Origin of the sequence: Psychrobacillus sp. PGGUH221 (genome assembly GCF_042055255.1) — a bacterium.
In the GTDB taxonomy this organism is placed as follows: Bacteria; Bacillota; Bacilli; order Bacillales_A; family Planococcaceae; genus Psychrobacillus.
This window is the reverse complement of sequence record NZ_JAQMHQ010000006.1, coordinates 104,285-125,292: the sequence shown is the minus strand read 5'-3', so window position 1 is coordinate 125,292 and position 21,008 is coordinate 104,285. Positions and strand designations below refer to the sequence as shown.

The 21,008-nt window shown below is 35.1% G+C and carries 19 protein-coding genes, 1 pseudogene and 1 riboswitch; of the genes and pseudogenes, 17 read left to right on the top strand and 3 right to left on the bottom strand.

The genetic code is table 11. From position 1 onward, the window contains the following. The first annotated feature begins 78 nt into the window (after positions 1 to 78). The 8 genes from PGC35_RS11545 (at position 79) to PGC35_RS11510 (ending at position 10,539) form a co-directional block, all read left to right on the top strand. Positions 79 to 1,173, top strand: coding sequence for a Leu/Phe/Val dehydrogenase (locus tag PGC35_RS11545; protein ID WP_053588928.1), 1,095 nt, complete (start codon positions 79 to 81; stop codon positions 1,171 to 1,173). Between the two features lie 91 nt (positions 1,174 to 1,264). Next, positions 1,265 to 2,695 carry a dihydrolipoyl dehydrogenase gene (gene lpdA / locus PGC35_RS11540; RefSeq protein WP_375219293.1) on the top strand — a complete coding sequence of 477 codons (1,431 nt, stop codon included), beginning with the start codon at positions 1,265 to 1,267 and terminating at the stop codon, positions 2,693 to 2,695. Between the two features lie 14 nt (positions 2,696 to 2,709). Beyond that, complete coding sequence (locus PGC35_RS11535; RefSeq protein WP_053588930.1) at positions 2,710 to 3,720, top strand: thiamine pyrophosphate-dependent dehydrogenase E1 component subunit alpha; 1,011 nt, start codon at positions 2,710 to 2,712, stop codon at positions 3,718 to 3,720. Next, positions 3,720 to 4,703 (top strand): alpha-ketoacid dehydrogenase subunit beta, encoded by a 984-nt coding sequence (locus PGC35_RS11530; RefSeq protein ID WP_053588931.1) that lies wholly within the window; start codon positions 3,720 to 3,722, stop codon positions 4,701 to 4,703. The genes PGC35_RS11535 and PGC35_RS11530 overlap by 1 nt, the downstream gene beginning before the upstream one ends. Positions 4,704 to 4,721: 18 nt before the next feature. Beyond that, on the top strand, positions 4,722 to 6,020 hold the full coding sequence (locus PGC35_RS11525; protein ID WP_375219292.1) for a dihydrolipoamide acetyltransferase family protein: 1,299 nt from the start codon (positions 4,722 to 4,724) through the stop codon (positions 6,018 to 6,020). 449 nt (positions 6,021 to 6,469) lie between these two features. Further along, positions 6,470 to 7,735 (top strand): helix-turn-helix domain-containing protein, encoded by a 1,266-nt coding sequence (locus PGC35_RS11520; RefSeq protein ID WP_375219388.1) that lies wholly within the window; start codon positions 6,470 to 6,472, stop codon positions 7,733 to 7,735. A gap of 156 nt (positions 7,736 to 7,891) precedes the next feature. Beyond that, positions 7,892 to 9,067 (top strand): amidohydrolase, encoded by a 1,176-nt coding sequence (locus tag PGC35_RS11515; protein WP_375219291.1) that lies wholly within the window; start codon positions 7,892 to 7,894, stop codon positions 9,065 to 9,067. Positions 9,068 to 9,132: 65 nt separating this feature from the next. Next, positions 9,133 to 10,539 (top strand): YfcC family protein, encoded by a 1,407-nt coding sequence (locus tag PGC35_RS11510; protein WP_375219290.1) that lies wholly within the window; start codon positions 9,133 to 9,135, stop codon positions 10,537 to 10,539. Between the two features lie 297 nt (positions 10,540 to 10,836). Here the strand turns inward: PGC35_RS11510 and PGC35_RS11505 are convergent, their stop codons facing one another. After that, a complete protein-coding gene (locus PGC35_RS11505) occupies positions 10,837 to 11,034 on the bottom strand; it encodes a hypothetical protein (protein WP_275785644.1) in 198 nt (65 codons plus the stop codon). 202 nt (positions 11,035 to 11,236) lie between these two features. Between PGC35_RS11505 and PGC35_RS11500 the strand changes: the two genes are divergently transcribed. From PGC35_RS11500 to PGC35_RS11475, 6 genes and pseudogenes are all read left to right on the top strand, one after another. Then, positions 11,237 to 12,472 carry an ATP-binding protein gene (locus PGC35_RS11500; RefSeq protein ID WP_375219289.1) on the top strand — a complete coding sequence of 412 codons (1,236 nt, stop codon included), beginning with the start codon at positions 11,237 to 11,239 and terminating at the stop codon, positions 12,470 to 12,472. Between the two features lie 266 nt (positions 12,473 to 12,738). Next, on the top strand, positions 12,739 to 13,284 hold the full coding sequence (locus PGC35_RS11495; RefSeq protein WP_375219288.1) for a GNAT family N-acetyltransferase: 546 nt from the start codon (positions 12,739 to 12,741) through the stop codon (positions 13,282 to 13,284). A 73-nt stretch (positions 13,285 to 13,357) separates the two neighbouring features. Next, positions 13,358 to 13,498, top strand: a complete 141-nt coding sequence (locus PGC35_RS11490; protein WP_375219287.1) for a hypothetical protein — start codon at positions 13,358 to 13,360, stop codon at positions 13,496 to 13,498. Between the two features lie 381 nt (positions 13,499 to 13,879). Next, positions 13,880 to 14,285 (top strand): annotated as a pseudogene (locus PGC35_RS11485) (VOC family protein). A gap of 97 nt (positions 14,286 to 14,382) precedes the next feature. After that, positions 14,383 to 14,829 (top strand): GyrI-like domain-containing protein, encoded by a 447-nt coding sequence (locus PGC35_RS11480; protein ID WP_375219286.1) that lies wholly within the window; start codon positions 14,383 to 14,385, stop codon positions 14,827 to 14,829. Positions 14,830 to 14,866: 37 nt separating this feature from the next. Then, entirely contained in the window at positions 14,867 to 15,385 is a 519-nt protein-coding gene (locus tag PGC35_RS11475; protein ID WP_375219285.1) for a GNAT family N-acetyltransferase, read from the top strand. Between the two features lie 215 nt (positions 15,386 to 15,600). On the opposite strand, the gene PGC35_RS11470 is transcribed toward PGC35_RS11475, so the two are convergent. Continuing rightward, positions 15,601 to 16,266: a potassium channel family protein gene (locus PGC35_RS11470; RefSeq protein WP_375219284.1), complete on the bottom strand. Its 666-nt coding sequence runs from the start codon at positions 16,264 to 16,266 to the stop codon at positions 15,601 to 15,603. A 111-nt stretch (positions 16,267 to 16,377) separates the two neighbouring features. Beyond that, entirely contained in the window at positions 16,378 to 17,706 is a 1,329-nt protein-coding gene (locus PGC35_RS11465; protein ID WP_375219283.1) for a TrkH family potassium uptake protein, read from the bottom strand. Positions 17,707 to 17,852: 146 nt separating this feature from the next. Then, a riboswitch (cyclic di-AMP (ydaO/yuaA leader) is annotated at positions 17,853 to 17,997 on the bottom strand. A 221-nt stretch (positions 17,998 to 18,218) separates the two neighbouring features. Here PGC35_RS11465 and PGC35_RS11460 point away from each other — a divergent pair. From PGC35_RS11460 to PGC35_RS11450, 3 genes are all read left to right on the top strand, one after another. Continuing rightward, positions 18,219 to 18,701 (top strand): GyrI-like domain-containing protein, encoded by a 483-nt coding sequence (locus PGC35_RS11460; protein WP_375219282.1) that lies wholly within the window; start codon positions 18,219 to 18,221, stop codon positions 18,699 to 18,701. A 102-nt stretch (positions 18,702 to 18,803) separates the two neighbouring features. Continuing rightward, positions 18,804 to 20,270, top strand: coding sequence for an amidase family protein (locus PGC35_RS11455; RefSeq protein ID WP_375219281.1), 1,467 nt, complete (start codon positions 18,804 to 18,806; stop codon positions 20,268 to 20,270). A gap of 211 nt (positions 20,271 to 20,481) precedes the next feature. Further along, positions 20,482 to 20,931, top strand: coding sequence for a GNAT family N-acetyltransferase (locus tag PGC35_RS11450; RefSeq protein ID WP_375219280.1), 450 nt, complete (start codon positions 20,482 to 20,484; stop codon positions 20,929 to 20,931). The last annotated feature ends 77 nt before the right edge of the window (positions 20,932 to 21,008 follow it).

Below are 21,008 nucleotides of genomic sequence, written 5' to 3'. Positions count from 1 at the left end.
ATTACATGGGGATGTATTTTACGAAAATAATATTTTCGAAAAAATAAATAATAACTTAACTACTAGGAGGAACTACAGATGGAAATTTTTAAATATATGGAGACTTACGATTATGAGCAATTGGTATTTTGCCAAGACAAAACATCCGGATTAAAAGCGATTATCGCTATTCATGATACTACATTAGGACCTGCACTTGGAGGTACTCGCATGTGGAACTACGCAACAGAAGAAGAAGCGATTGAAGATGCACTACGTTTGGCAAAGGGAATGACTTATAAAAATGCAGCAGCGGGCTTAAACTTAGGTGGCGGAAAAACTGTTATTATTGGAGATCCATTGAAAGATAAAAATGAAGAAATGTTCCGTGCATTTGGTCGATTCATTCAAGGTTTAAACGGACGATATATTACTGCGGAAGATGTTGGTACAACAGTAGCAGATATGGATTTAATTCATGAAGAAACAAACTATGTGACTGGAATTTCTGAAGCGTTTGGTTCGTCAGGTAATCCTTCTCCAGTTACAGCTTATGGTGTGTATGTTGGAATGAAAGCTGCAGCAAAAGAAGCATTTGGTTCAGATTCATTAGCAGGAAAAACAGTTGCGGTACAAGGTGTAGGAAACGTAGCATACACTTTATGTGAGTATTTACACAATGAAGGTGCTAAACTAATTATAGCGGACATCAACCAAGCTTCGGTTGATCGTGCTGTAAATGCATTTGGAGCAGTTCAAGTTGGCGTGGATGAGATATATTCACAAGAAGCAGATATTTTTGCACCATGTGCACTTGGAGCAATTATTAACGATTCTACAATTCCACAGCTAAAAGCTAAAGTTATTGCAGGTTCTGCAAATAACCAATTAAAAGATACAAAGCACGGTGATTTGATCCACGAAATGGGAATTGCTTATGCACCTGATTATGTTATCAACTCTGGTGGAGTGATTAATGTTGCAGATGAATTATATGGTTATAATCATGACCGTGCAATGAACCGAGTTGCAGGTATTTATGATAAAATCGAACGAATTTTTGAAATTTCTAAACGTGATGGTATTCCAACTTACGTTGCGGCTGACCGTTTAGCAGAAGAGCGTATTGCACGCGTAAGCAAATCACGTAGCCAATTCTTACAAAACGGAAAACATATCATCACAGGAAGATAAGTCGAACAACTAAATTCATCCAATAACAGAATGGCCGTTTTTCTTAACAGTGAAGCGGCCTTCAAGATGGATTAATAAGGGGATGTAAAAGTTGGCAAAAGAATATGATGTAGTCATTATTGGTGGCGGTACAGGTGGTTATGTAGCCGCTATTCGTTCAGCTCAATTAGGTTTGAAAACAGCAATTGTAGAAAAAGGAAATTTAGGTGGTACTTGCTTGCACAAAGGATGTATACCAAGTAAAGCTTTACTCCGAAGTGCTGAAGTATACGCTACAACGAAAAATCATGCTGCAGAATTTGGTGTAAAAACCTCAGAAGTTACGCTTGATTTTAATCGAGTTCAATCTAGAAAAGAATCGATTGTTAGCCAATTACATCAAGGTGTGCAAGGCTTGATGAAAAAAGGGAAAATTGATGTCTATGAGGGTACAGGAAGAATGCTAGGGCCATCTATTTTCTCACCTTCTCCAGGCGGAACTATCTCAGTGGAGATGAATAGCGGCGATGAAAATGAGATGCTTATCCCTAAAAATGTAGTAATAGCTACTGGCTCTAGACCGCGTACCCTACCAGGATTAACAATTGATGGGGAATATGTTATGAGCTCTGATGAAGCATTAGCTATGACAGAATTGCCGAAGTCAATTTTAATAGTTGGTGGAGGAGTAATTGGAATCGAGTGGGCTTCTATGTTAAATGATTTTGGTGTAGAAGTGACGGTTATCGAATATGCCGATCGTATTATTCCTACAGAAGATAAAGATATTTCAAAAGAAATGCAAAAACTTCTATCTAAAAAAGGGGTAACCTTTGCCACAAGTGCTAAGGTTCTTCCAGAGACACTTCAAACAGCGGATAATCAGGTGACTATTTCTGCTGAACTAAATGGAGAAACTAAAACTTTTACTGCTGAAAAAATGCTCGTCTCAGTCGGACGTCAAGCAAATGTTGAGGGCATCGGAATTGAGAATACGGATATAATTGTTGAAAATGGATTTATTCAAGTATCTGAAACTTTTCAAACGAAAGAATCTCATATTTATGCGATTGGTGATGTAATTGGTGGGCTTCAGCTGGCTCATGTTGCAAGTCATGAAGGTATTAATGCAATTGAACATATTGCCGGTAACCACACATTACCTATCGACTATAAATTAGTTTCGCGTTGTATCTATTCTAGTCCAGAGGCTTCAAGTGTTGGTATTACAGAACAACAAGCAAAGGAACAAGGCTTTGATGTTAAAATAGGAAAATTCTCATTTAAAGCAATTGGAAAAGCACTAGTTTATGGGGAATCAGATGGTTTCGTTAAAATTGTTGCGGATAAAGAAACTAATGATATTTTAGGAGTTCATATGATTGGTCCACACGTGACGGATATGATATCTGAAGCTGGTCTTGCTATGGTTCTTGATGCAACACCATGGGAAATAGCACATACGATTCATCCACACCCAACGCTTAGCGAAGTAATTGGTGAAGCGGCATTAGCTGTTGACGGAAAAGCTATTCATATGTAAAAGGAGGAGTTCTGATGACAACAAATCGTCATGAAGAATTAGGTTTAACAAATGAAGATGTGCTAAAAATGTTTGAAACGATGTTAATGGCTCGTCGTATTGATGAACGTATGTGGTTATTAAACCGAGCAGGGAAAATTCCATTCGTTATTTCCTGCCAAGGTCAAGAAGCTGCACAAGTAGGCGCTGCGTATGCGCTTGATAATACAAAAGACTATATCGCACCATATTATCGTGATATGGGTGTAGTATTACACTTTGGTATGACACCTAGAGATTTGATGTTATCTGCTTTTGCAAAAGCAGAGGATCCAAACTCTGGTGGTCGTCAGATGCCAGGTCATTTTGGTCAAAAGAAAAATAGAATTTTAACTGGCTCATCACCGGTTACTACTCAATTACCACATGCGGTAGGCGTAGCATTAGCTGCTAAAATTGAGAAAAAAGATTTTATTACATTCGTAACTCTTGGAGAAGGCTCTTCGAACCAAGGAGACTTTCACGAAGGGTTAAACTTTGCAGGAGTACACCAATTACCTTGCATAACTATGGTTGAGAACAACAAATATGCAATTTCTGTCCCATTTGAACGCCAAGTGGCAAGTAAAAATGTAGCAGACCGTGCTATTAGTTATGGAATGCCTGGTGTTACAGTAGATGGTAAAGATCCTATTGAAGTGTATAAAGTAGTAAAAGAAGCAGCGGATCGTGCTCGTAATGGTGGAGGGCCTAGCTTAATTGAAGCGGTAACATACCGTTTGACAGCCCATTCTTCAGATGATGATGATCGCCAATATCGTACAGCAGAAGATATAGCAGAAGGTAAAGCCCTAGACCCACTTATTACATTTGCTAAATATTTAAGAGATCTTGATATTTTATCAACGGATTTAGAAAAAGAAATAAACGACCGTGTGATGAAAGAAGTAAATGAAGCTACTGACTATGCAGAAAATGCGCCTTATGCTGCTCCCGAAGATGCATTGAAGCATGTATATGCTGAAAAAGATGGGGGGAATGCATAATGGCAGTTATGTCTTATATCGATGCAATCACACTTGCAATGAAAGAAGAAATGACTCGTGATGAGCGTGTCTTCATCTTAGGTGAAGACGTAGGTCGTAAAGGTGGCGTATTCAAAGCAACAAATGGACTATATGATGAGTTTGGGGAATACCGTGTCCTTGATACACCACTTGCTGAATCTGCGATTGCTGGAGTTGGAATAGGTGCCGCTATGTATGGTTTACGTCCGATTGCAGAAATGCAATTTGCTGACTTTATCATGCCAGCAGTGAACCAAATTATTTCCGAAGCATCCCGTATTCGTTACCGTTCTAATAATGATTGGACCTGTCCAATTGTTATTCGTGCTCCTTTTGGTGGCGGTATTCATGGTGCACTCTATCATTCTCAATCAGTAGAGGCAGTTTTTGCAAACCAACCTGGTTTAAAAATTGTAATTCCTTCTACTCCATATGATGCAAAGGGATTACTAAAAGCAGCTATTCGTGATGAGGACCCAGTTATGTTCTTTGAGCATAAGCGTGCATATCGTCTAATTAAAGGTGAAGTGCCAGAAGACGATTATACAATTGAAATTGGTAAAGCAGATGTAAAACGTGAAGGGGAAGATATTACGGTTATTACGTATGGTCTAGCTGTTCACTTTGCACTCCAAGCAGCTGAACGATTAGAAAAAGACGGAATTTCTGCTCATATTCTAGATTTACGTACGATTTATCCTTTAGATAAAGAAGCGATTATAGAAGCCGCATCTAAAACAGGAAAAGTATTACTTGTTACGGAAGATAACAAAGAAGGTAGTATCATCAGTGAGGTTGCTGCAATCATTGCAGAAAACTGCTTATTTGATTTAGATGCTCCGATTATGCGTCTTGCTGGTCCTGATGTTCCTGCTATGCCATATGCACCAACGATGGAAAAATTCTTCATGATCAATCCAGACAAAGTCGAAAAAGCAATGCGCGAGCTAGCGGAATATTAACAGGAAGGAGTAATTCATATGGCTCTAGAACAAATTAAAATGCCCCAGCTTGGTGAGAGTGTGACCGAGGGAACGATTGAAAAGTGGTTAGTAAAGCCAGGGGATCACGTAAACAAATACGATGCACTTGCAGAAGTAAATACAGACAAAGTAACAGCTGAAGTACCTTCTTCCTTTACAGGTGTTATTAAAGAGCTTATCGCCAACGAGGGAGATACACTTGCTGTTGGAGAAGTAGTCTGTACAATTGAAACAGAAGGTGGCTCTTCAGAAGAAGTAAATGAAGCAGCTCCTGAACAGCCTACTGCTGAAACAGTTAAACCGGCTGAATTACAAAAGCTTGATACTCCTGCACCAGTTCAACGGGAAAAAGGTGCAAAAGCACGCTATTCACCTGCTGTTTTAAAACTATCTCAAGAACATGGTATTGATCTCTCACTAGTAAATGGTACTGGTAATGAAGGTCGTATAACTCGTAAAGATTTACTGAAAATTATTGAGAGTGGAGAAATCCCAGTTGCAGCTCCTGAAATCTCTAAAGAAGAAAAGGTACATGAAACAGTGCAAACTACTTCAGCACCAAAATCTGCTCCAGCTAATATTCCTGTAGCAGTTGGTGATATAGAGATTCCTGTTACAGGCGTTCGTAAAGCTATTGCTGCAAATATGCTTCGTAGTAAACACGAAGCTCCACATGCTTGGACAATGATTGAAGTGGATGTGACAAGTTTAGTTAACTACCGAGACTCCATTAAAAATGAGTTCAAGCAAAAAGAAGGCTTTAACGTTACCTATTTTGCGTTCTTCGTAAAAGCAGTTGCACAAGCGCTAAAAGAATTCCCTATGATGAATTCAATGTGGGCAGGAGATAAAATTGTACAGAAAAAAGATATCAACATATCAATTGCCGTAGCAACTGAAGATGCTCTTTTCGTTCCTGTTATTAAAAATGCAGATGAAAAAACGATTAAAGGTATAGCTCGTGAAGTAAACGAGCTTGCATCAAAAGTTCGTTCTGGCAAATTAAAATCAGAGGAAATGCAAGGTGGTACATTCACTGTAAACAACACAGGGTCATTTGGTTCTGTTCAGTCGATGGGAATCATCAACTACCCGCAAGCAGCCATTCTTCAAGTAGAATCTATCGTGAAACGTCCAGTAATAATGGATGGCGGTATGATTGCAGCGCGTGATATGGTAAACCTTTGTCTTTCTTTAGATCATCGAGTACTTGACGGTCTAGTTTGTGGTCGCTTCCTAGCTAGAGTAAAAGAAATTTTAGAAAATATTTCTAAAGAAAATACATCTGTTTATTAACAAAAGAGGCTCAAAATCGGTAAGATACGATTTTGAGTTTTTTAATGTAACAAAAGCTAATTTATAAAATCAGATAACTTACGAACAAATGGCTCTGTTAAAAAAATCGTGAGATTCAATGCAAAAATCTATAATATCGGTATAATAAGGGCTAGGAATATTCTTCTTAAAAGTATTTGACTTTGGTAAGAATGAGAAATAAGTCCGACAAAACTTTGTTAATTCAGAACTAGAATGAATTAATGTTGTGATTTGTACCGGGGATACTATTTATCATACAGGATTCAGTTGTTGAGCTTAACCGAAGTCAATCTATGTAGAGAAGACTTATGTCATGAATGGATTAATGTAAAAATAACAATACCGGATACTATTAAAAGAAAGGCAGATTAGAAAAATTGAAGAAAATTCGATTGGGCTTGTTTGGTGCGGAAGATTCTATCGAAATAATGGAATCAGTAGTATTGCAATACCATGAATTCAGCTGCATACCTATTTCATACTGGGATGATGATGAGATTGTAGAAAAATTGACGATGCACATGAAAGACGTGGACATGTGGCTTTTTTCTGGTCAGATTCCGTATGGTTTTGCAAAAAAATGGGCAGGAATCTCCCAGCCGATGTTTTATGTTCCTTCTTCTGGATCTAGTTTATATAAAACGTTGTTGCATATCTCCTACAATCAAAAGATACCTTTCGATCAGATAAGCTTCGATACGTTTCACCCTTCTGAACTTGAACGAGTTTTTCTTGAATCGGAGATAGCTTCTAGGCCCTTGTATTTAAAACACTATGAAGAGGAAATCCATACAGATGAAGTAGTCCGTTATCATTATGAACTATGGAAAAGTGGCAAGACAATGGCAGCTGTAACTTGTCTTAAAAATGCTCAGCATGAACTTAACAGGCTTGGCGTACCGGCTTTTCGAGTCCTTCCAGCACAATCAGCCGTAGTATCTACTTTGGCACTCATACGTCAGACACATGAAACTCTGCATTTTAAGGAAACACAAATCGCAGTACAGATGATAGAATTCGATTCTTTTTCTAGTTTAACGAAAGATACCTTTTCAACTGATGAAATCTATAAAATCGAAATCAAAATGACTGAAAAGCTGCTTGAATACACGAAAAAAATCAACGGTTCCCTTAAATCTGCGGGACCTGGACGTTATGTTATATTTACTACACATGGAATTCTTCGAGAGATGACCAAAGATTTTACCATGGTTCCTGATTATGCAATTCTTCAGTTGAAAGGTCATGACGCAGTCACATGCGGTATTGGGATTGGACAAACTGCCTATGAGGCTGAAATCAATGCTGGAAACGCATTGCTCCATTCAAAAGAATTCGGCAAAGGTTCTACGATGGTTGTTTTTGATGATAAGACGATTGTAGGACCGCTAGGACAGCACGAGCAAATTAAATATGGATTTGCTTCAGAGCATCTCCAATTACTAAGTGAGCAAACCTCACTTAGTGTAGCAACCTTAAGTAAACTGGAGTCAATATTAAGAAAAACTGGAAAGACAGAAATAAATGCCCATGACCTTGCACAACATATGAGGATTATGCCGCGTAGTGCCAGAAGAATCTTGACAGAATTAGAGTCTAAAGGCTTGGCACAAGTCATAGGTGAAGATAATCCTCATCCTAGAGGGAGACCAAGAAAAATATATCAAATCATTTTAAAACAAGATACTAAGTAATCTTGTTTTTTTTTTTTCTATTTTTTAATATTTGAAAATTAGGACTTGATTAAAATATCTAAATTAATATATAATTTTGGACATAGCCGTAAATGAACCTAAAATATAATCTATATTTTTAATTGTTCATATATAGATTAGGAGGATTAAATAGTTATGAAAAATTCTGAGTTTAGTAATTTAGTAAAGGAGATTCAGGAGGATGTAATAGCTTGGAGAAGACATCTTCACAAATACCCCGAATTGTCTTTTCAAGAAGAAAGTACAGCTCAGTTCATTTATGAAACACTGCAGTCTTTCGAAAATTTAGAAGTTTTACGTCCCACTAAAACAAGTGTGATGGCACGTCTAATTGGAAAACATCCAGGTAAAACACTAGCAATTCGAGCAGACATCGATGCATTGCCGATACAAGAAGAAAATTCACTTTCGTTTTCCTCTATATATCCAGGTGTCATGCATGCATGCGGCCATGATGGTCATACGGCTATTTTGCTAGGAACAGCTCAAATTCTATCTACTTTGCAAGACCAAATAAAAGGCGAAGTTCGCTTCCTATTTCAACATGCCGAAGAGTTAGCCCCTGGTGGTGCGGTTGAAATGGTACAGGCGGGTGTGATGGAAGGAGTAGATATGATCATTGGAACTCATCTTTGGTCACCTCTCGAAATTGGAAAAATAGGTGTTGCAACTGGACCGGTGATGGCCTCTCCAGATACATTTTCAATTAATATCACTGGCCAAGGTGGACATGCGGGTCTTCCACATCAAACTGTTGATGCCATTGCTATTGGTGCTCAAGTTGTGAGTAACTTACAGTACATTGTATCTCGAAATGTTGATCCACTAGATACGTTAGTTCTTTCAATTACTAAATTTGCTGGTGGTTCCGCAATGAATATAATTTCGGGTTCCGTTGAAATTGCTGGGACAGTTCGTCTTTTTAAAACCGAACTTCGACCGACCATTCATGGACTCATGGAACGGATTGTAAAAGGGATAGTGGAAGCTCATGGTGCTTCGTATGTTCTTACATATAATGAAGGTGTTCATCCTGTAGTTAATGATAAAGAAGTGACTCGTGTAATTGAAGAGACAGTTTGTGAACTATGGGGAGACGAAGCTTTAGCTTTGATGAAACCTAGTATGGGTGCGGAAGATTTCTCTGCTTTTCAGATAAAGGCTCCGGGTACCTATTTTTTTACAGGGTCTGGTAATAAGGAAAAGGGAACCGACTATCCACATCATCATCCTCGTTTTAATATTGATGAAAACGCTTTATCTAACGGGATTAATATGTTTGTTCATGCAGCTTTTAAACTTTTGAATTAACGAAAATATAAGTTATGTGACTGTTTATTGTATCAAAATGATTAACTAGAAATAAGGAGGAGCGTATGAAAAATAAAACACAAAAGTTAAAAAGATTTGCTTTAAAAATGCCAGACACCTATGTTTTACTCTTTATAATCCTACTACTTGCAGCACTTGCTACATACCTAGTACCTTCAGGTCAGTTTGAGAGAAAAGTAGCCGATGGATTAACGATGGTAGTACCAGGGACTTATCAAAGTGTAGAGGGAAGTACAGTTGGAGTGATGGATATTCTTCTATCCTTACAAAAAGGTATGGTAGAATCTGGAAGTATTATCTTCTTAGTTTTGTTTATCGGGGGATTAATGGAAGTAATTGAGGCGACTGGTTCTATTAAAGCAGGGGTAATGAAGGCGATTGATAAAACAAAAGGAAATGAATTTATTTTAATTGCAGTTATTACTATTCTTTTCGCTTTAGGTGGAGCAGTTGGGGCCGTTGCGAACTCTGTCATTGCATTTGTTTCTATTGGAATGATTATAGCGAAGGCTTTAAGATTGGATCCAATTGTAGCAGTGGCTATCACATTCGGTGCCACCTTCGCAGGTTTTAATGTTGGATTTATCAATCCATATTCTGTTGGGATAGCTCATAAAATAACAGAGTTACCGTTATTCTCTGGTCTACTCTTCCGTATCATTGTATTTATTGTAATTGTTGCTGTTACTATCTGGTACACATGGCGCTATGCAAAAAAAGTATTAAAAGATCCTAATAATAGCATTCTAACTAATCCAAATTTTGATGAAAATGAAGATGAAAGCGAACTTCAAAGCGAATTTACTAAAAAACATAAGGCTATTTTGATTTTTATTGGACTTGCTTTTACTTTTATGGTTTATGGGACTTTACAGTTTAAGTGGACGCTCGATCACATGTCTGCCTACTTCTTGGGTATCTCTATATTGGTTGGTATAATAGGAAAAATTCATTACAACCAGTTTATTATTCATTTTATAAAAGGTGCTGAAAAGTTGGTTTATGGAGCTCTTGTTGTAGGTGCAGCACGTGCAATACTAGTTGTATTGGAACAAGGTCAAATTTTAGATACAATTGTGTACGGATTATCTAATTTATTTACAGATCTTTCACCAATAATGGCTACAATGGCTATGTTCCTTGCCAATACTATCATAAGTATCGTAGTTCCATCCGGAAGTGGTCAAGCTGTCATTATAATGCCAATCATTACGCCATTAGCAGATATGATAGGAATTACGAGACAGGTTGCAGTTCAAACCTATTTGTTTGGTGATGGATTTACCAATAGTATAATTCCAACATCGGGGCCGTTAATGGCAAGTCTTGCGATAGCTGGAATTCCTTATACAAAATGGTTTAAATGGATGTTCCCACTATTCCTTATCTGGGTAGTGATTGCTGTAATAACGTTAATTATTGGGGTTTCAATAAATTGGGGACCATTTTAATATACTAGTTTAACAATTGATGCTTCTTAATGGTACAAGTAAAGTGGTAAAACTGTAGAAAAAATGAATTTAGAAAAAGTACTCAAAATCATTTTAGAAATGATTTTGAGTTTTTTTACATATTGGAAGAAAAAATAATTATAAAATGTAATGGTCCAAAAACTAATTACAAAGTTAAATTTAATGCAATTTAGTTCATTCTAAATGGTATATTGAAAATAAAAAGAAAGAAAAATCCCCGTTTGCTACTCTAATGTTAGTGTAACAGACCGGGGAGATGATTCTGCTTTATATAAATTATGATCCAGAGTCTTCCGTATCAGAATCCTCATTTTTTTTGTTCTCATCTGGAACACCACTGTCATTTTGGCCGTCATCTTCTAATAAAGGATCGTTTACTTCAATTTCTTCTACATCTTTGTCATCCTCTCCACATGCTCCGAGTAAGAAGATAGAAGACAGTGCTAATGGTAATGCAATCGTTCTTTTTTTCATTGTTTATCCCTCCTAATATTAGGTTCTTTCTATTTATCTACCTCATTAATAATTTTATAAACTTATATTGAGTGTAATTAAAGAATAAATAGATTAATTAGAAGTGTAATATCATGTATAATAGATTATTACCGTTTAAAATAAGCATTTTTAATGAATTAAGAATCTCTTGCTGCTAATGCAGAAGAGAGGAGGATATCTATTGCTAGAAACTTTTTTGATAAATATATTATTTATGATTTTTCCTGTGCTATTGTTTGTGATTTTCTTTGATAATTATAAAAAGGAATATAGCTATTCTCTCGTTATATTTTCTTTCTCTATATCAATGATTCTTTGCATGCTATATCCGATCGAATTGGAACTGGGATTTAATATTGATTTGCGCTATATTGCATTTATAATTGTTGGACTTTATGGTGGATATAGAGGATTATTTCCACTTTACCTAGTACTGAATATATATCGATTTATTATTGGAGGAGAAGGTACATTACAATCTTTAATTCATTCGACTTTGGCTTTTATTGTTATACCTTTATTATCTAAACAGTTCAATGAATATAGTCCAAAAAGGCGTATTATTACAGCTATAATGGTTGCATCCTTGAATGTTATTATATATCTGATTGCATTGTCTAATTATTTTGATGTATTAACGAATGAATATTGGTCATCAGCGTTTTTTATGTTGATCACTTCAATTATGGTGATGGGGCTAAATATGCTGATGATTGAAAAGATAATTTCCAACATCAAAAATCGGGAGAACCTCCTACGAACAGAGCGTTTACATGTTATGAGCGAACTTTCTGCAAGTGTATCCCATGAAATACGTAATCCGCTCACTGTTACAAAAGGGTTTCTTCAGTTATTGAATGTCTCCAAAACTATTTCAGCTCAAGATAAGAAATGCATAGATTACTCTTTAAAAGAATTGTTACGAGCAGAAAATATTATAAATGATTATTTAGCATTTTCTAAACCACAATCGGAGCATATGGTTTACTCAAATTTAAAAGAAGAGCTGGAATATGTCCAAAATGTTTTAAGTCCTTATGCTCTATACAATAAAGTTGAGATTGTCACTAAATTTTCGAACACATTAAAAAAGGAATATGATCAAAATCAAATAAAGCAATGTTTTATCAACTTGATGAAAAATGGAATTGAAGCAATGAAGGGAGAAGGTGGTATTTTAAACGTTGAAATAATGGAGCAAGGCAGTAATATTATCATTTGTATAAAAGATTGCGGTGTAGGAATGACTAAAGATGAAATTCTTCAATTAGGAAAACCGTATTTTTCAAATAAAAAAGAGGGAACCGGGCTTGGAATGTTAATGGTCTATGGAACTCTAAGCAAGATGAAGGGGAAAATTGATGTACAAAGCAAAAAAGGAGTAGGAACAACTTTTACCATTACTATACCGACCTGAACCAATAACGGTCACATTGTCTATCAAATTGTAAAAGATTTGGTAGACATTTTCTTTGTCAAAATACATCCCATTACAAAAGAAGGTATCTATCTTCAAATCGTACTTTTATCAGCATGAAAGATGAGTTCGTTATAAAAATAGAAAGAAATAATAATATGGGATATTGATCTATTTATGAGTTTCATATTCTTACTCAACTTGAAGGAATATAATGGTAGAGTGTTAAATTGTTCTAAAAACTATTTACTACGGAGGAATATACAATGATTATAAAAAAACAGGAGTTTAATGTTAATGGGAAATATTATATTGTTAGATCAGCAATGGTTCAGGATGCAAAAGAATTGTCTGAACTAAGATTACAGATTGATAGTGAGACAGAAAATATGGACAGAGAAAAAGGAGAAGCTTTCATAGATACGCTTGGTTTTGAAAAATTAATCAAAACTGATACAGAAAGTAAGTGTAATCTTTTTTTAGTTGGAGTGGTGAATAATCGGATTGTTGCTTTTTCAAGGTGTGAGGGTAATCCCTTGAAACGCTTTGCGCATAAAGTAGAATTTGGGGTTTGTGTATTAAAAGACTACTGGGGGTTCAAGATTGGAACAAATCTATTAAAAGAATCTATTGCTTGGGCAGATGCAAATGGACTAAAAAAAATATCCTTAAATGTTTTGGAAGCAAACGAAAAAGCGATCAATCTATATAAAAAATATGGTTTTAGAACCGAAGGAATTTTACAAAATGACAAAATCCTTTCAGACGGTGAATTTTACAATACGGTAGTTATGGGAAGATTTAATGGATAAAGACTATAGCTCAACTGAACAGTAGAATAAGGGAGTAAATAGGTTACATAAAAATAGTACGGAGAGTTGAATATTGAAAATACTTATATTAGGAGCAACTGGATTTTTAGGTTCTACTCTATTTTATATGGCTTCACAAAGTCATAATGTTAAAGTATATGGCACTTCACGTTATTTAAATGAGAATGTAAACATCAAGCTTTCCTTCCTTTAGTAGAAATAAAATCATCCAGCAATTGCATATTGTATACTTCTCATGCATAGCCACCTACAGGATATCCACCTAAAAAAATCATTACCTTCGTCCTTCATCTAAAATTGCACACTGCAATAATAATTCCAGTTGGAAGATCTCTTCGTTTCATACTTCGCCAGAACCTTTTCAAAGTCATTTTTTCTAGGTATTCCAAAAAGAAATAAATTAATAGCAACAGTTTAAAGAAAAAATAGGAAATATTAGTTTTCTATTTATACCATCATTTGAAAGGTATCAACTTTTCGGAAATGTTTAAAATTTTTAGCGTTTTCAAAGAGGATATAAACATAGAAACATAGAATATATTTAGTGACATTTAACAAGGGGGAGGCAAATGATTTGAATAAAAAATTGTTAAGAGTAGGAACTACTTATATACCAGTATCAAATGTAGAGCTTTCATCAGAATGGTATATAAATAAATTAGGTGCAGAGCTTAGCTATAAGGATGAGGATAAAGCAATTCTAAATTGCTAACCAAAGTTTATTTCTTGTTCGAGCAAAAGATGGCCAAAGTTCCAACTTCCTTGATATTAACGGGGAAGAACGTTTTTCAATGACATTTGAAGTGAATGGTTTAGTTGCTTTAGAAACTATTCATAAAGACTTTTTAGAAAATGAGATAAAAGTAGGTGGAATTGAAAACAGAGGTCATGCAGGAAGGAACTTTGTATTTTATGATCTGGACGGTAACAAGTTTGATGTTTGGAGTGAATTAAGTCCAAAATTTTTACATTTAGTGTAACTGTAAGATGTTAAGCTTATCTTTACTCTTGCATGATAGAAGAATTAAAGGTGCTTGGGATTGTTGTTTGTAAATACAATTAGGGGGCTAAGAGGAAATGGAGTTCAAACAGATAAAAAAGAATTTTAAAGTAGTAGGTATGAAAAATAGTGGTGTTTTTGCTGATTATGAGACTGAGGTTCCCAAGTTTGCACAGCAATTTTTGAGACGAGCATATGAAATAAAAAATAGTTCAGAAACTGAAATTGCACTATATGAACCAAAAAGAAATGATAACCATCTAGAGGGTCAGTATTATGTGGGGTTAATTGTTAATGGTACTCTAAATGAAGTTCCAACCGGTATGGAATATATTGAAACTACACAGGACTACGTTAATGTGAGAGGTAAAATTTCTGATATTGGAAAACTACATAAAGAATTATTAAAATGGGCAGATGAACAAGGATTTCAAAGGGATTTAGAATCTTATATTGTTGAAACATATCATCAAAATGAAAATTATGAAGAGAAGGTAGAGATATACTTGCCAATACTTTTATAAATGAAAGCAAACATTAATGTATTATAGGAGGTATTAAATGCAGTACGATAACTTGGAAGATTTTAAAATAATAATTGCTACTAACGATAAATGCATGACTCTTATTGACATGTTAAAGCAAGTTGCTCTATGGCTGAAAAAAAAAGAAATTAACCAATGGAGATTTCTGTTAGATAGCGGTGAAGATAAAGAAATTGAGCAAGACATAAATAATCGAAACACATATATTGTTTTAAAAGATGATGAAATCGTAGCAACATTCACACTTCTATCCAAACAAAGTGAATGGGATAGGAATATTTGGGGGGATGATCAAACATCAACTTCGCTATATTTACATAGACTCGCAATCCAGCCCAATTATATGAAAAAAGGAATAGGATCTAGTATTTTAGAGTGGATTCAAAAGAATATTAGAAGAGATATAGAATGTATAAAACTAGATTGTGTTGCTGACAATGTAAAACTAAATAATTTTTATAAGAGCAATGGCTTTGAACTAGTGGGGATAGAAGACGGTCATAGTAAATTTCAAAAAAGTGTAATAATAGATTAATTCTTATAGTATAAAATGATAAAAAACTAATAGTCCCTCAGTAATGAAGAATATAGTTTAGTTGATAGCATTCGGCTTTTGACAGAACAGTTCTGTCTTCTTCAACTAAAGAATGTTTTAGTTGAAGAAGACAGTGCATAAAATTTTAAGGGAGCTGCTGAATTTTTCATTAGAACAAAGCTCATCATCTCTTTAAATTTTTCGATTAATATAGTTTACAACATCTTTTCTTCAAAGCGTTTTAAGTCATTATTATTTCCCATTGCAACTAGTACGTCGTTTTCTCGAATAATATCAGTAGGTAATGGAGAAACGTTAATTTGTTCATTTCTAATAATTGCTAGAATTGTAATGCCGAATTTTGCCCGTACATCTAAATCAAGCAATGATCGATTATGTATTTGATTTGTAGCTCGAAGTTCTACTACACTATATTCTTTGGACAAGTTAATATAATCTAATAATCGATCCGAGGACATAGATTGAGCAGTTCGAATTCCCATTTCCACTTCAGGATGTATAACACGATCGGCTCCAATTTTCTCTAAAACCTTTTGATGGTACGTATTTTGGGCTTTGACCCATACGGTATGGACCCCAAATTCCTTTAAATTGAGAGTCGTGAGTACACTATCTTGAATATTCTCTCCGATTGCTACTACAACATGGTCAAAATTCCTTATCCCGATCGACTTAAGAAAAGCCTCATCTGTGGAGTTTCCATGAATTGCATGGGTTGAATACTGTATAAAGTTTTCAACTCTGTCTAGGTCACGATCTATTGCCAACACTTCATGACCAAGCGTATATAACTCTCTACATACACTTCCTCCAAATCTTCCTAATCCAATAACAGCAAATAGTTTCTCTTGTTTTGGCATTTTGTTACCTCCTCTTTTCATATGTCGACATCTAAAAAATGTTATTTGATTATTCGCAATCACAAAGTTAATAGGGACTAACATGATATATATAGTAACCTAAAAGGTAATTTATCCAGTAAATACTTGGTCATATGGATAGCGATAATGAACCTTTTTGGGTTTCATCAGCAAGAAAAATAAAGTTAATGGACCAATTCTTCCTACGAACATAACCATACATAAAAGGACTTCACCTATGTCGCTTAGTTGAGCTGTTATCCCCATTGACAATCCAACAGTGCCGAAAGCTGACACCACTTCAAACGCAAGTGGAAGGAAGGGAATATTTTCGGTAATGGTTAACAAAAAGATAAATGAAAGGACGATGAATAACCCAATTGTTGCAATCGCTAAAGATCGTATTACTATATCGAGACGAATAGATCGTCCAAATAATTCTGGTTCTTCACGTTGACGCAAGAATGCCAGTGTAGCAAGAATAATAACAATAAAAGTTGTTAGCTTTATCCCCGAAGCTGTTGATGCACTTCCAGCACCAATAAACATTAAGACCATCGTCAAAAGAATTGTAGGATCTTCCATATCACCATAATTTAACGTATTAAACCCTGCAGTACGAGGGGATACGCCTTGAAAGTAGGAAACCATCACTTTCTCATATAAAGGTATATTGCCGAGAGTTGCTGGATTATCATATTCGAGTATGAAAACTATGCAGACAGCTACAACATTAATGATAATTGTGCCGATAATCATCATTTTCGTATGAAGCGACCATTCCTTGAATGATTTTTTCTGATGAATATCATATAAAACGGTAAAACCGATTCCACCAATTATAAAAAGAGCTGTTATCACAATATTCACAATAGGATCATTTGCAAATCCGATTAAGTTATCTGGAAATAAGGAAAAACCTGCATTATTAAAGGCAGAAATAACATGGAAAATACTTATATACACGGCATCCTTAAAGCCAAAAGTAGGAATCCAGTGTATGCTCAATATGATTATTGCAAAAAGTTGAACCGATAAAACAAATGATAATATCAGCTTAACTAATTTGATAATGCCACCTATTGACTCTTGATTAAAAGATTCTTGCATATAAATACGATTTTGTAGCCCAATTTTCTTTTTAAGAAGAATTAGTATAGCTACTGCAAATGTCATCAAGCCGATACCGCCACATTGTATTAAAATCATTAATACAATTTCCCCAAACAAAGTGAGCGTAGTACCAGGGTCAAAAACACTGAGCCCAGTAACTGTAGTTGCTGACGTTGCTACAAATAACGCATCCGTCCATGATATATACGTCGTTGTAGCAAAGGGGAGCTTTAAACAGAGTGTCCCAATCATTATTAAAAATAAGAAACTTCCAGCAATAATAACAGGAGGTGATACTACAATTCTTTTCTTTTTCATTCCACGCATGCGAACACTCCCCAAAGAGTAAATTTAGAAACAAAACTCGAAAATCTTTTCATTACATAACATTACAAAATGAAAAATAAGTACAAAAAAAGTCCACAAGGCATAGGTAATAGCCTAGTGGACATTATTTCATTCTCACTAGCTCCAATTCCTCTCTCAGAACGCTTACGAGGTTAGCTGTCGGATTTGGGCCAATAGAGTAGCCCTACCTACATTCATAGGATTCACCCCACGCGGCATAAATGCCACAAATGGTTCCCCCGTTTCTATTGAATTAAGCGAATTAGAAATATGAAACTGCAAGTAATAATACTCCTATAAATTTAACTTGTAAATAGGATTTTTTATAAGTGTAAAATGTTCTCGATATATACCCTTTTCTAAGCTCTGAATACGATGATGTTTCCGCGAAGAAATAGCGGTTAAAAATTTTAGTTTTACTTCATGAACAGGAATATTTCTAGTGTTTATAGAAGTTTATAAAGAGTGTTAATAGATAAGGGGGAAAATTTATGACAAAACAATTCTTACAGAATCCATCTATTGAATGCCTTGATGAAATTAAGTTAGTTGGCTTTCGTATATTATGTGAGGGTACTCAATATGTAAACGAAATACCCAAGGTAGCTAACCATCTAAATGAACGATTAAGTGAGATTAAAAATGTTCTAAATCCATTTGTACAATTTGGAGCATTTGTTGTTGATAGTCTTTCCGAAAATCAAGATGGCTACTGGGTATGTATGCAGGTTAAAGAGTATGAGGAGATTCCAGAAGGGATGGTTACTTTAACTGTTCCACCTCAAAAATATATTGTGTGGAGACATAAGGGACCAAACCTTAAAATCAGAGATGCTTACGAACGTTTACATTCTTGGATGGAAGCAAACGGGTATGAAAGACAATTGGATAAATGGCATTTAGAGAGGTTTCATAGTTGGAATGATACAGAAAATGTGGATGTAGAGCTATTGGACACGGTTAATATTGATTAAACCTGTTGAACTCACATATTCGTATTTTATGAATCATTTTAGTTGTGGAAGTTTTTAACGAATGCATAGCAAAAAAATTTAGAAAAATTTAAGGGGATCTAAATGAAAATCAAGTTCAAACATTTTTTTAAAGAGGAATTAACGATACATGAAATACAGGATGCATTAGAAGAAGGGGAAATAACCTCCAAAGAGTTAGTTATGTATTACCTTGATAGAATAGCGAAGTTTGACCAAGAAGGTCCGATGATAAATTCTGTCCTTGAGATAAATCCAGATGCTATTTTTATAGCCGAAGCACTTGATCATGAAAGAAAGACAAAAGGAGCTAGAGGGCTTTTACATGGAATACCTGTATTGCTTAAAGACAATATTGAAACAAATGATTTCATGCATACAAGTGCCGGAACACTCGCTTTAGAAAATCATCTTAGTAAGCATGACGCATTTCTTGTTGAAAAACTACGCGTATCAGGTGCAATTATTTTAGGTAAATCAAATATGACTGAATTGGCTAATGGAATGTCCTCTACTATGTGGGCAGGTTATAGTTCTAGAGGTGGACAAGTATTAAATCCATATGGGAGTGATCTATTTGTCGGTGGTTCTAGCTCGGGTTCTGCTGTGGCGGTTGCTTCCAATTTTACGGTAGTATCTGTTGGTACTGAGACAGATGCTTCTATACTCAGTCCTGCCATTCAAAATTCAGTAGTTGGAATTAAACCTACAGTTGGATTAATTAGTCGAACAGGAATCGTACCATTTACATATTCTCAAGATACTGCAGGACCTTTTGCAAGATCAGTTACGGATGCAGCAATTTTATTGGGTGCCATGACAGGAGTCGATAAATTGGATGCAGCTTCGCTTAAAAGTGAAGGTATTTCAAAGCATGATTATACTGTATTCCTAGATTCTAAAGGATTGAAAGGAGCAAGAATCGGAGTATTTAACAATGCATTTGAAGATTTTTATACATCAGGGGAATACGATGAAAAACTGTTTTTAAAAGTTATTCAGACATTAAACGAAGAAGGAGCAGAAATTGTTGAAAATATCGAAATTCCTTCTTTTAAAAGGGATTGGAGTTGGGGAGTTCCTATATATGAACTGAAGCATAGTTTAGGAAATTATTTATCACAGCTTCCACACTACATACCAGTCCATTCAGATACCGAATTAATTCAATTCAATAAACAAAATGAGCAGAAAACATTAAAGTATGGGCAAAATAAGTTGGAATTTAGAGAAAGCCTGCCAAACACATTAAGAAACCCTGAATATTTAAATGCAAAATTAGAAGATTTGTATTTTTCACAGGAGATGGGAATCGACTATACTTTAAAAAAATATAACCTTGAAGCAATTCTTTTTCCATCTTATATAGGATCAACAATAAGTGCTAAAGCTGGCTATCCATCTATAGCAGTTCCTGCTGGCTACATAGATAGTGGAAGACCATTTGGTGTAACTTTTGCAGGTACCGCATTTAGTGAGGGCGTATTAATAAAGCTTGCTTATGCTTTTGAACAAGCAACAAAACAACGAGTTTGTCCTGAATTTACATAATATAACTGTTAGGGAGAAATTAATTTTGGAATAGTATGGTATAATTTATTTTGCCTAAAAATTCAATTATTCTTATATTTTGTTGATAGGTATTATTGCTAGGGGGGCGTTCATTATGGTAAACAAAAGACTTTATATTGTAAATGACATTAAGGGGATTACGCTTTTTTAAAATACACGCGTTTCCCCAAAACAAAAAAGGGGAAGTTTTATGAGAACAAAGAATGTAAGATTGGTAGAATTAAATGAAGATAACTGGTATGAATGTTGTCAATTAGAGATTTCAGAAGAACAAAGAAATTATATTGAACCAAATGCCATATCTATAGCTCAGTCTAAGTTCGAACCTACATTAGTGCTATATGGTATTTACTTAGAAGAAAAAGTTGTTGGTTTTTTAATGTATAACTCTGTTCCAGAAGAACTTGAGGGACATTGGGTATATAGAATAATGGTGGATAAGCAATTCCAGGGTCAAGGTATTGGTAAAGCTGCAACTATGCTAATGATTAATGAGATGGCTAAATTACCAAATGTAAAGAAAATCGTAGTTGGTTATCATCCAGAAAATTTGGGGGCACATAATTTGTATGCCAGTTTGGGATTTATTGATCATGGTGATAGATTTGGAAAAGAAATGGCAGTTATTAAACATATATAACTGAGTAATATATACATGGATGAGTGAGGAAAAAGGATCATTTATTGGTCCTTTTTTATGAAAAATATTTTTTCTAA

What these genes read in the sequence shown, in the direction of transcription:
- PGC35_RS11545 (WP_053588928.1), top strand. Translation starts at nt 79, where the DNA reads ATGGAAATTTTTAAATATATGGAGACTTACGATTATGAGCAATTGGTA.
- PGC35_RS11535 (WP_053588930.1), top strand. Translation starts at nt 2,710, where the DNA reads ATGACAACAAATCGTCATGAAGAATTAGGTTTAACAAATGAAGATGTG.
- PGC35_RS11530 (WP_053588931.1), top strand. Translation starts at nt 3,720, where the DNA reads ATGGCAGTTATGTCTTATATCGATGCAATCACACTTGCAATGAAAGAA.
- PGC35_RS11525 (WP_375219292.1), top strand. Translation starts at nt 4,722, where the DNA reads ATGGCTCTAGAACAAATTAAAATGCCCCAGCTTGGTGAGAGTGTGACC.
- PGC35_RS11520 (WP_375219388.1), top strand. Translation starts at nt 6,470, where the DNA reads ATGGAATCAGTAGTATTGCAATACCATGAATTCAGCTGCATACCTATT.
- PGC35_RS11515 (WP_375219291.1), top strand. Translation starts at nt 7,892, where the DNA reads ATGAAAAATTCTGAGTTTAGTAATTTAGTAAAGGAGATTCAGGAGGAT.
- PGC35_RS11510 (WP_375219290.1), top strand. Translation starts at nt 9,133, where the DNA reads ATGAAAAATAAAACACAAAAGTTAAAAAGATTTGCTTTAAAAATGCCA.
- PGC35_RS11505 (WP_275785644.1), bottom strand. Translation starts at nt 11,034, where the DNA reads ATGAAAAAAAGAACGATTGCATTACCATTAGCACTGTCTTCTATCTTC.
- PGC35_RS11495 (WP_375219288.1), top strand. Translation starts at nt 12,739, where the DNA reads ATGATTATAAAAAAACAGGAGTTTAATGTTAATGGGAAATATTATATT.
- PGC35_RS11480 (WP_375219286.1), top strand. Translation starts at nt 14,383, where the DNA reads ATGGAGTTCAAACAGATAAAAAAGAATTTTAAAGTAGTAGGTATGAAA.
- PGC35_RS11475 (WP_375219285.1), top strand. Translation starts at nt 14,867, where the DNA reads ATGCAGTACGATAACTTGGAAGATTTTAAAATAATAATTGCTACTAAC.
- PGC35_RS11470 (WP_375219284.1), bottom strand. Translation starts at nt 16,266, where the DNA reads ATGCCAAAACAAGAGAAACTATTTGCTGTTATTGGATTAGGAAGATTT.
- PGC35_RS11465 (WP_375219283.1), bottom strand. Translation starts at nt 17,706, where the DNA reads ATGCGTGGAATGAAAAAGAAAAGAATTGTAGTATCACCTCCTGTTATT.
- PGC35_RS11460 (WP_375219282.1), top strand. Translation starts at nt 18,219, where the DNA reads ATGACAAAACAATTCTTACAGAATCCATCTATTGAATGCCTTGATGAA.
- PGC35_RS11455 (WP_375219281.1), top strand. Translation starts at nt 18,804, where the DNA reads ATGAAAATCAAGTTCAAACATTTTTTTAAAGAGGAATTAACGATACAT.
- PGC35_RS11450 (WP_375219280.1), top strand. Translation starts at nt 20,482, where the DNA reads ATGAGAACAAAGAATGTAAGATTGGTAGAATTAAATGAAGATAACTGG.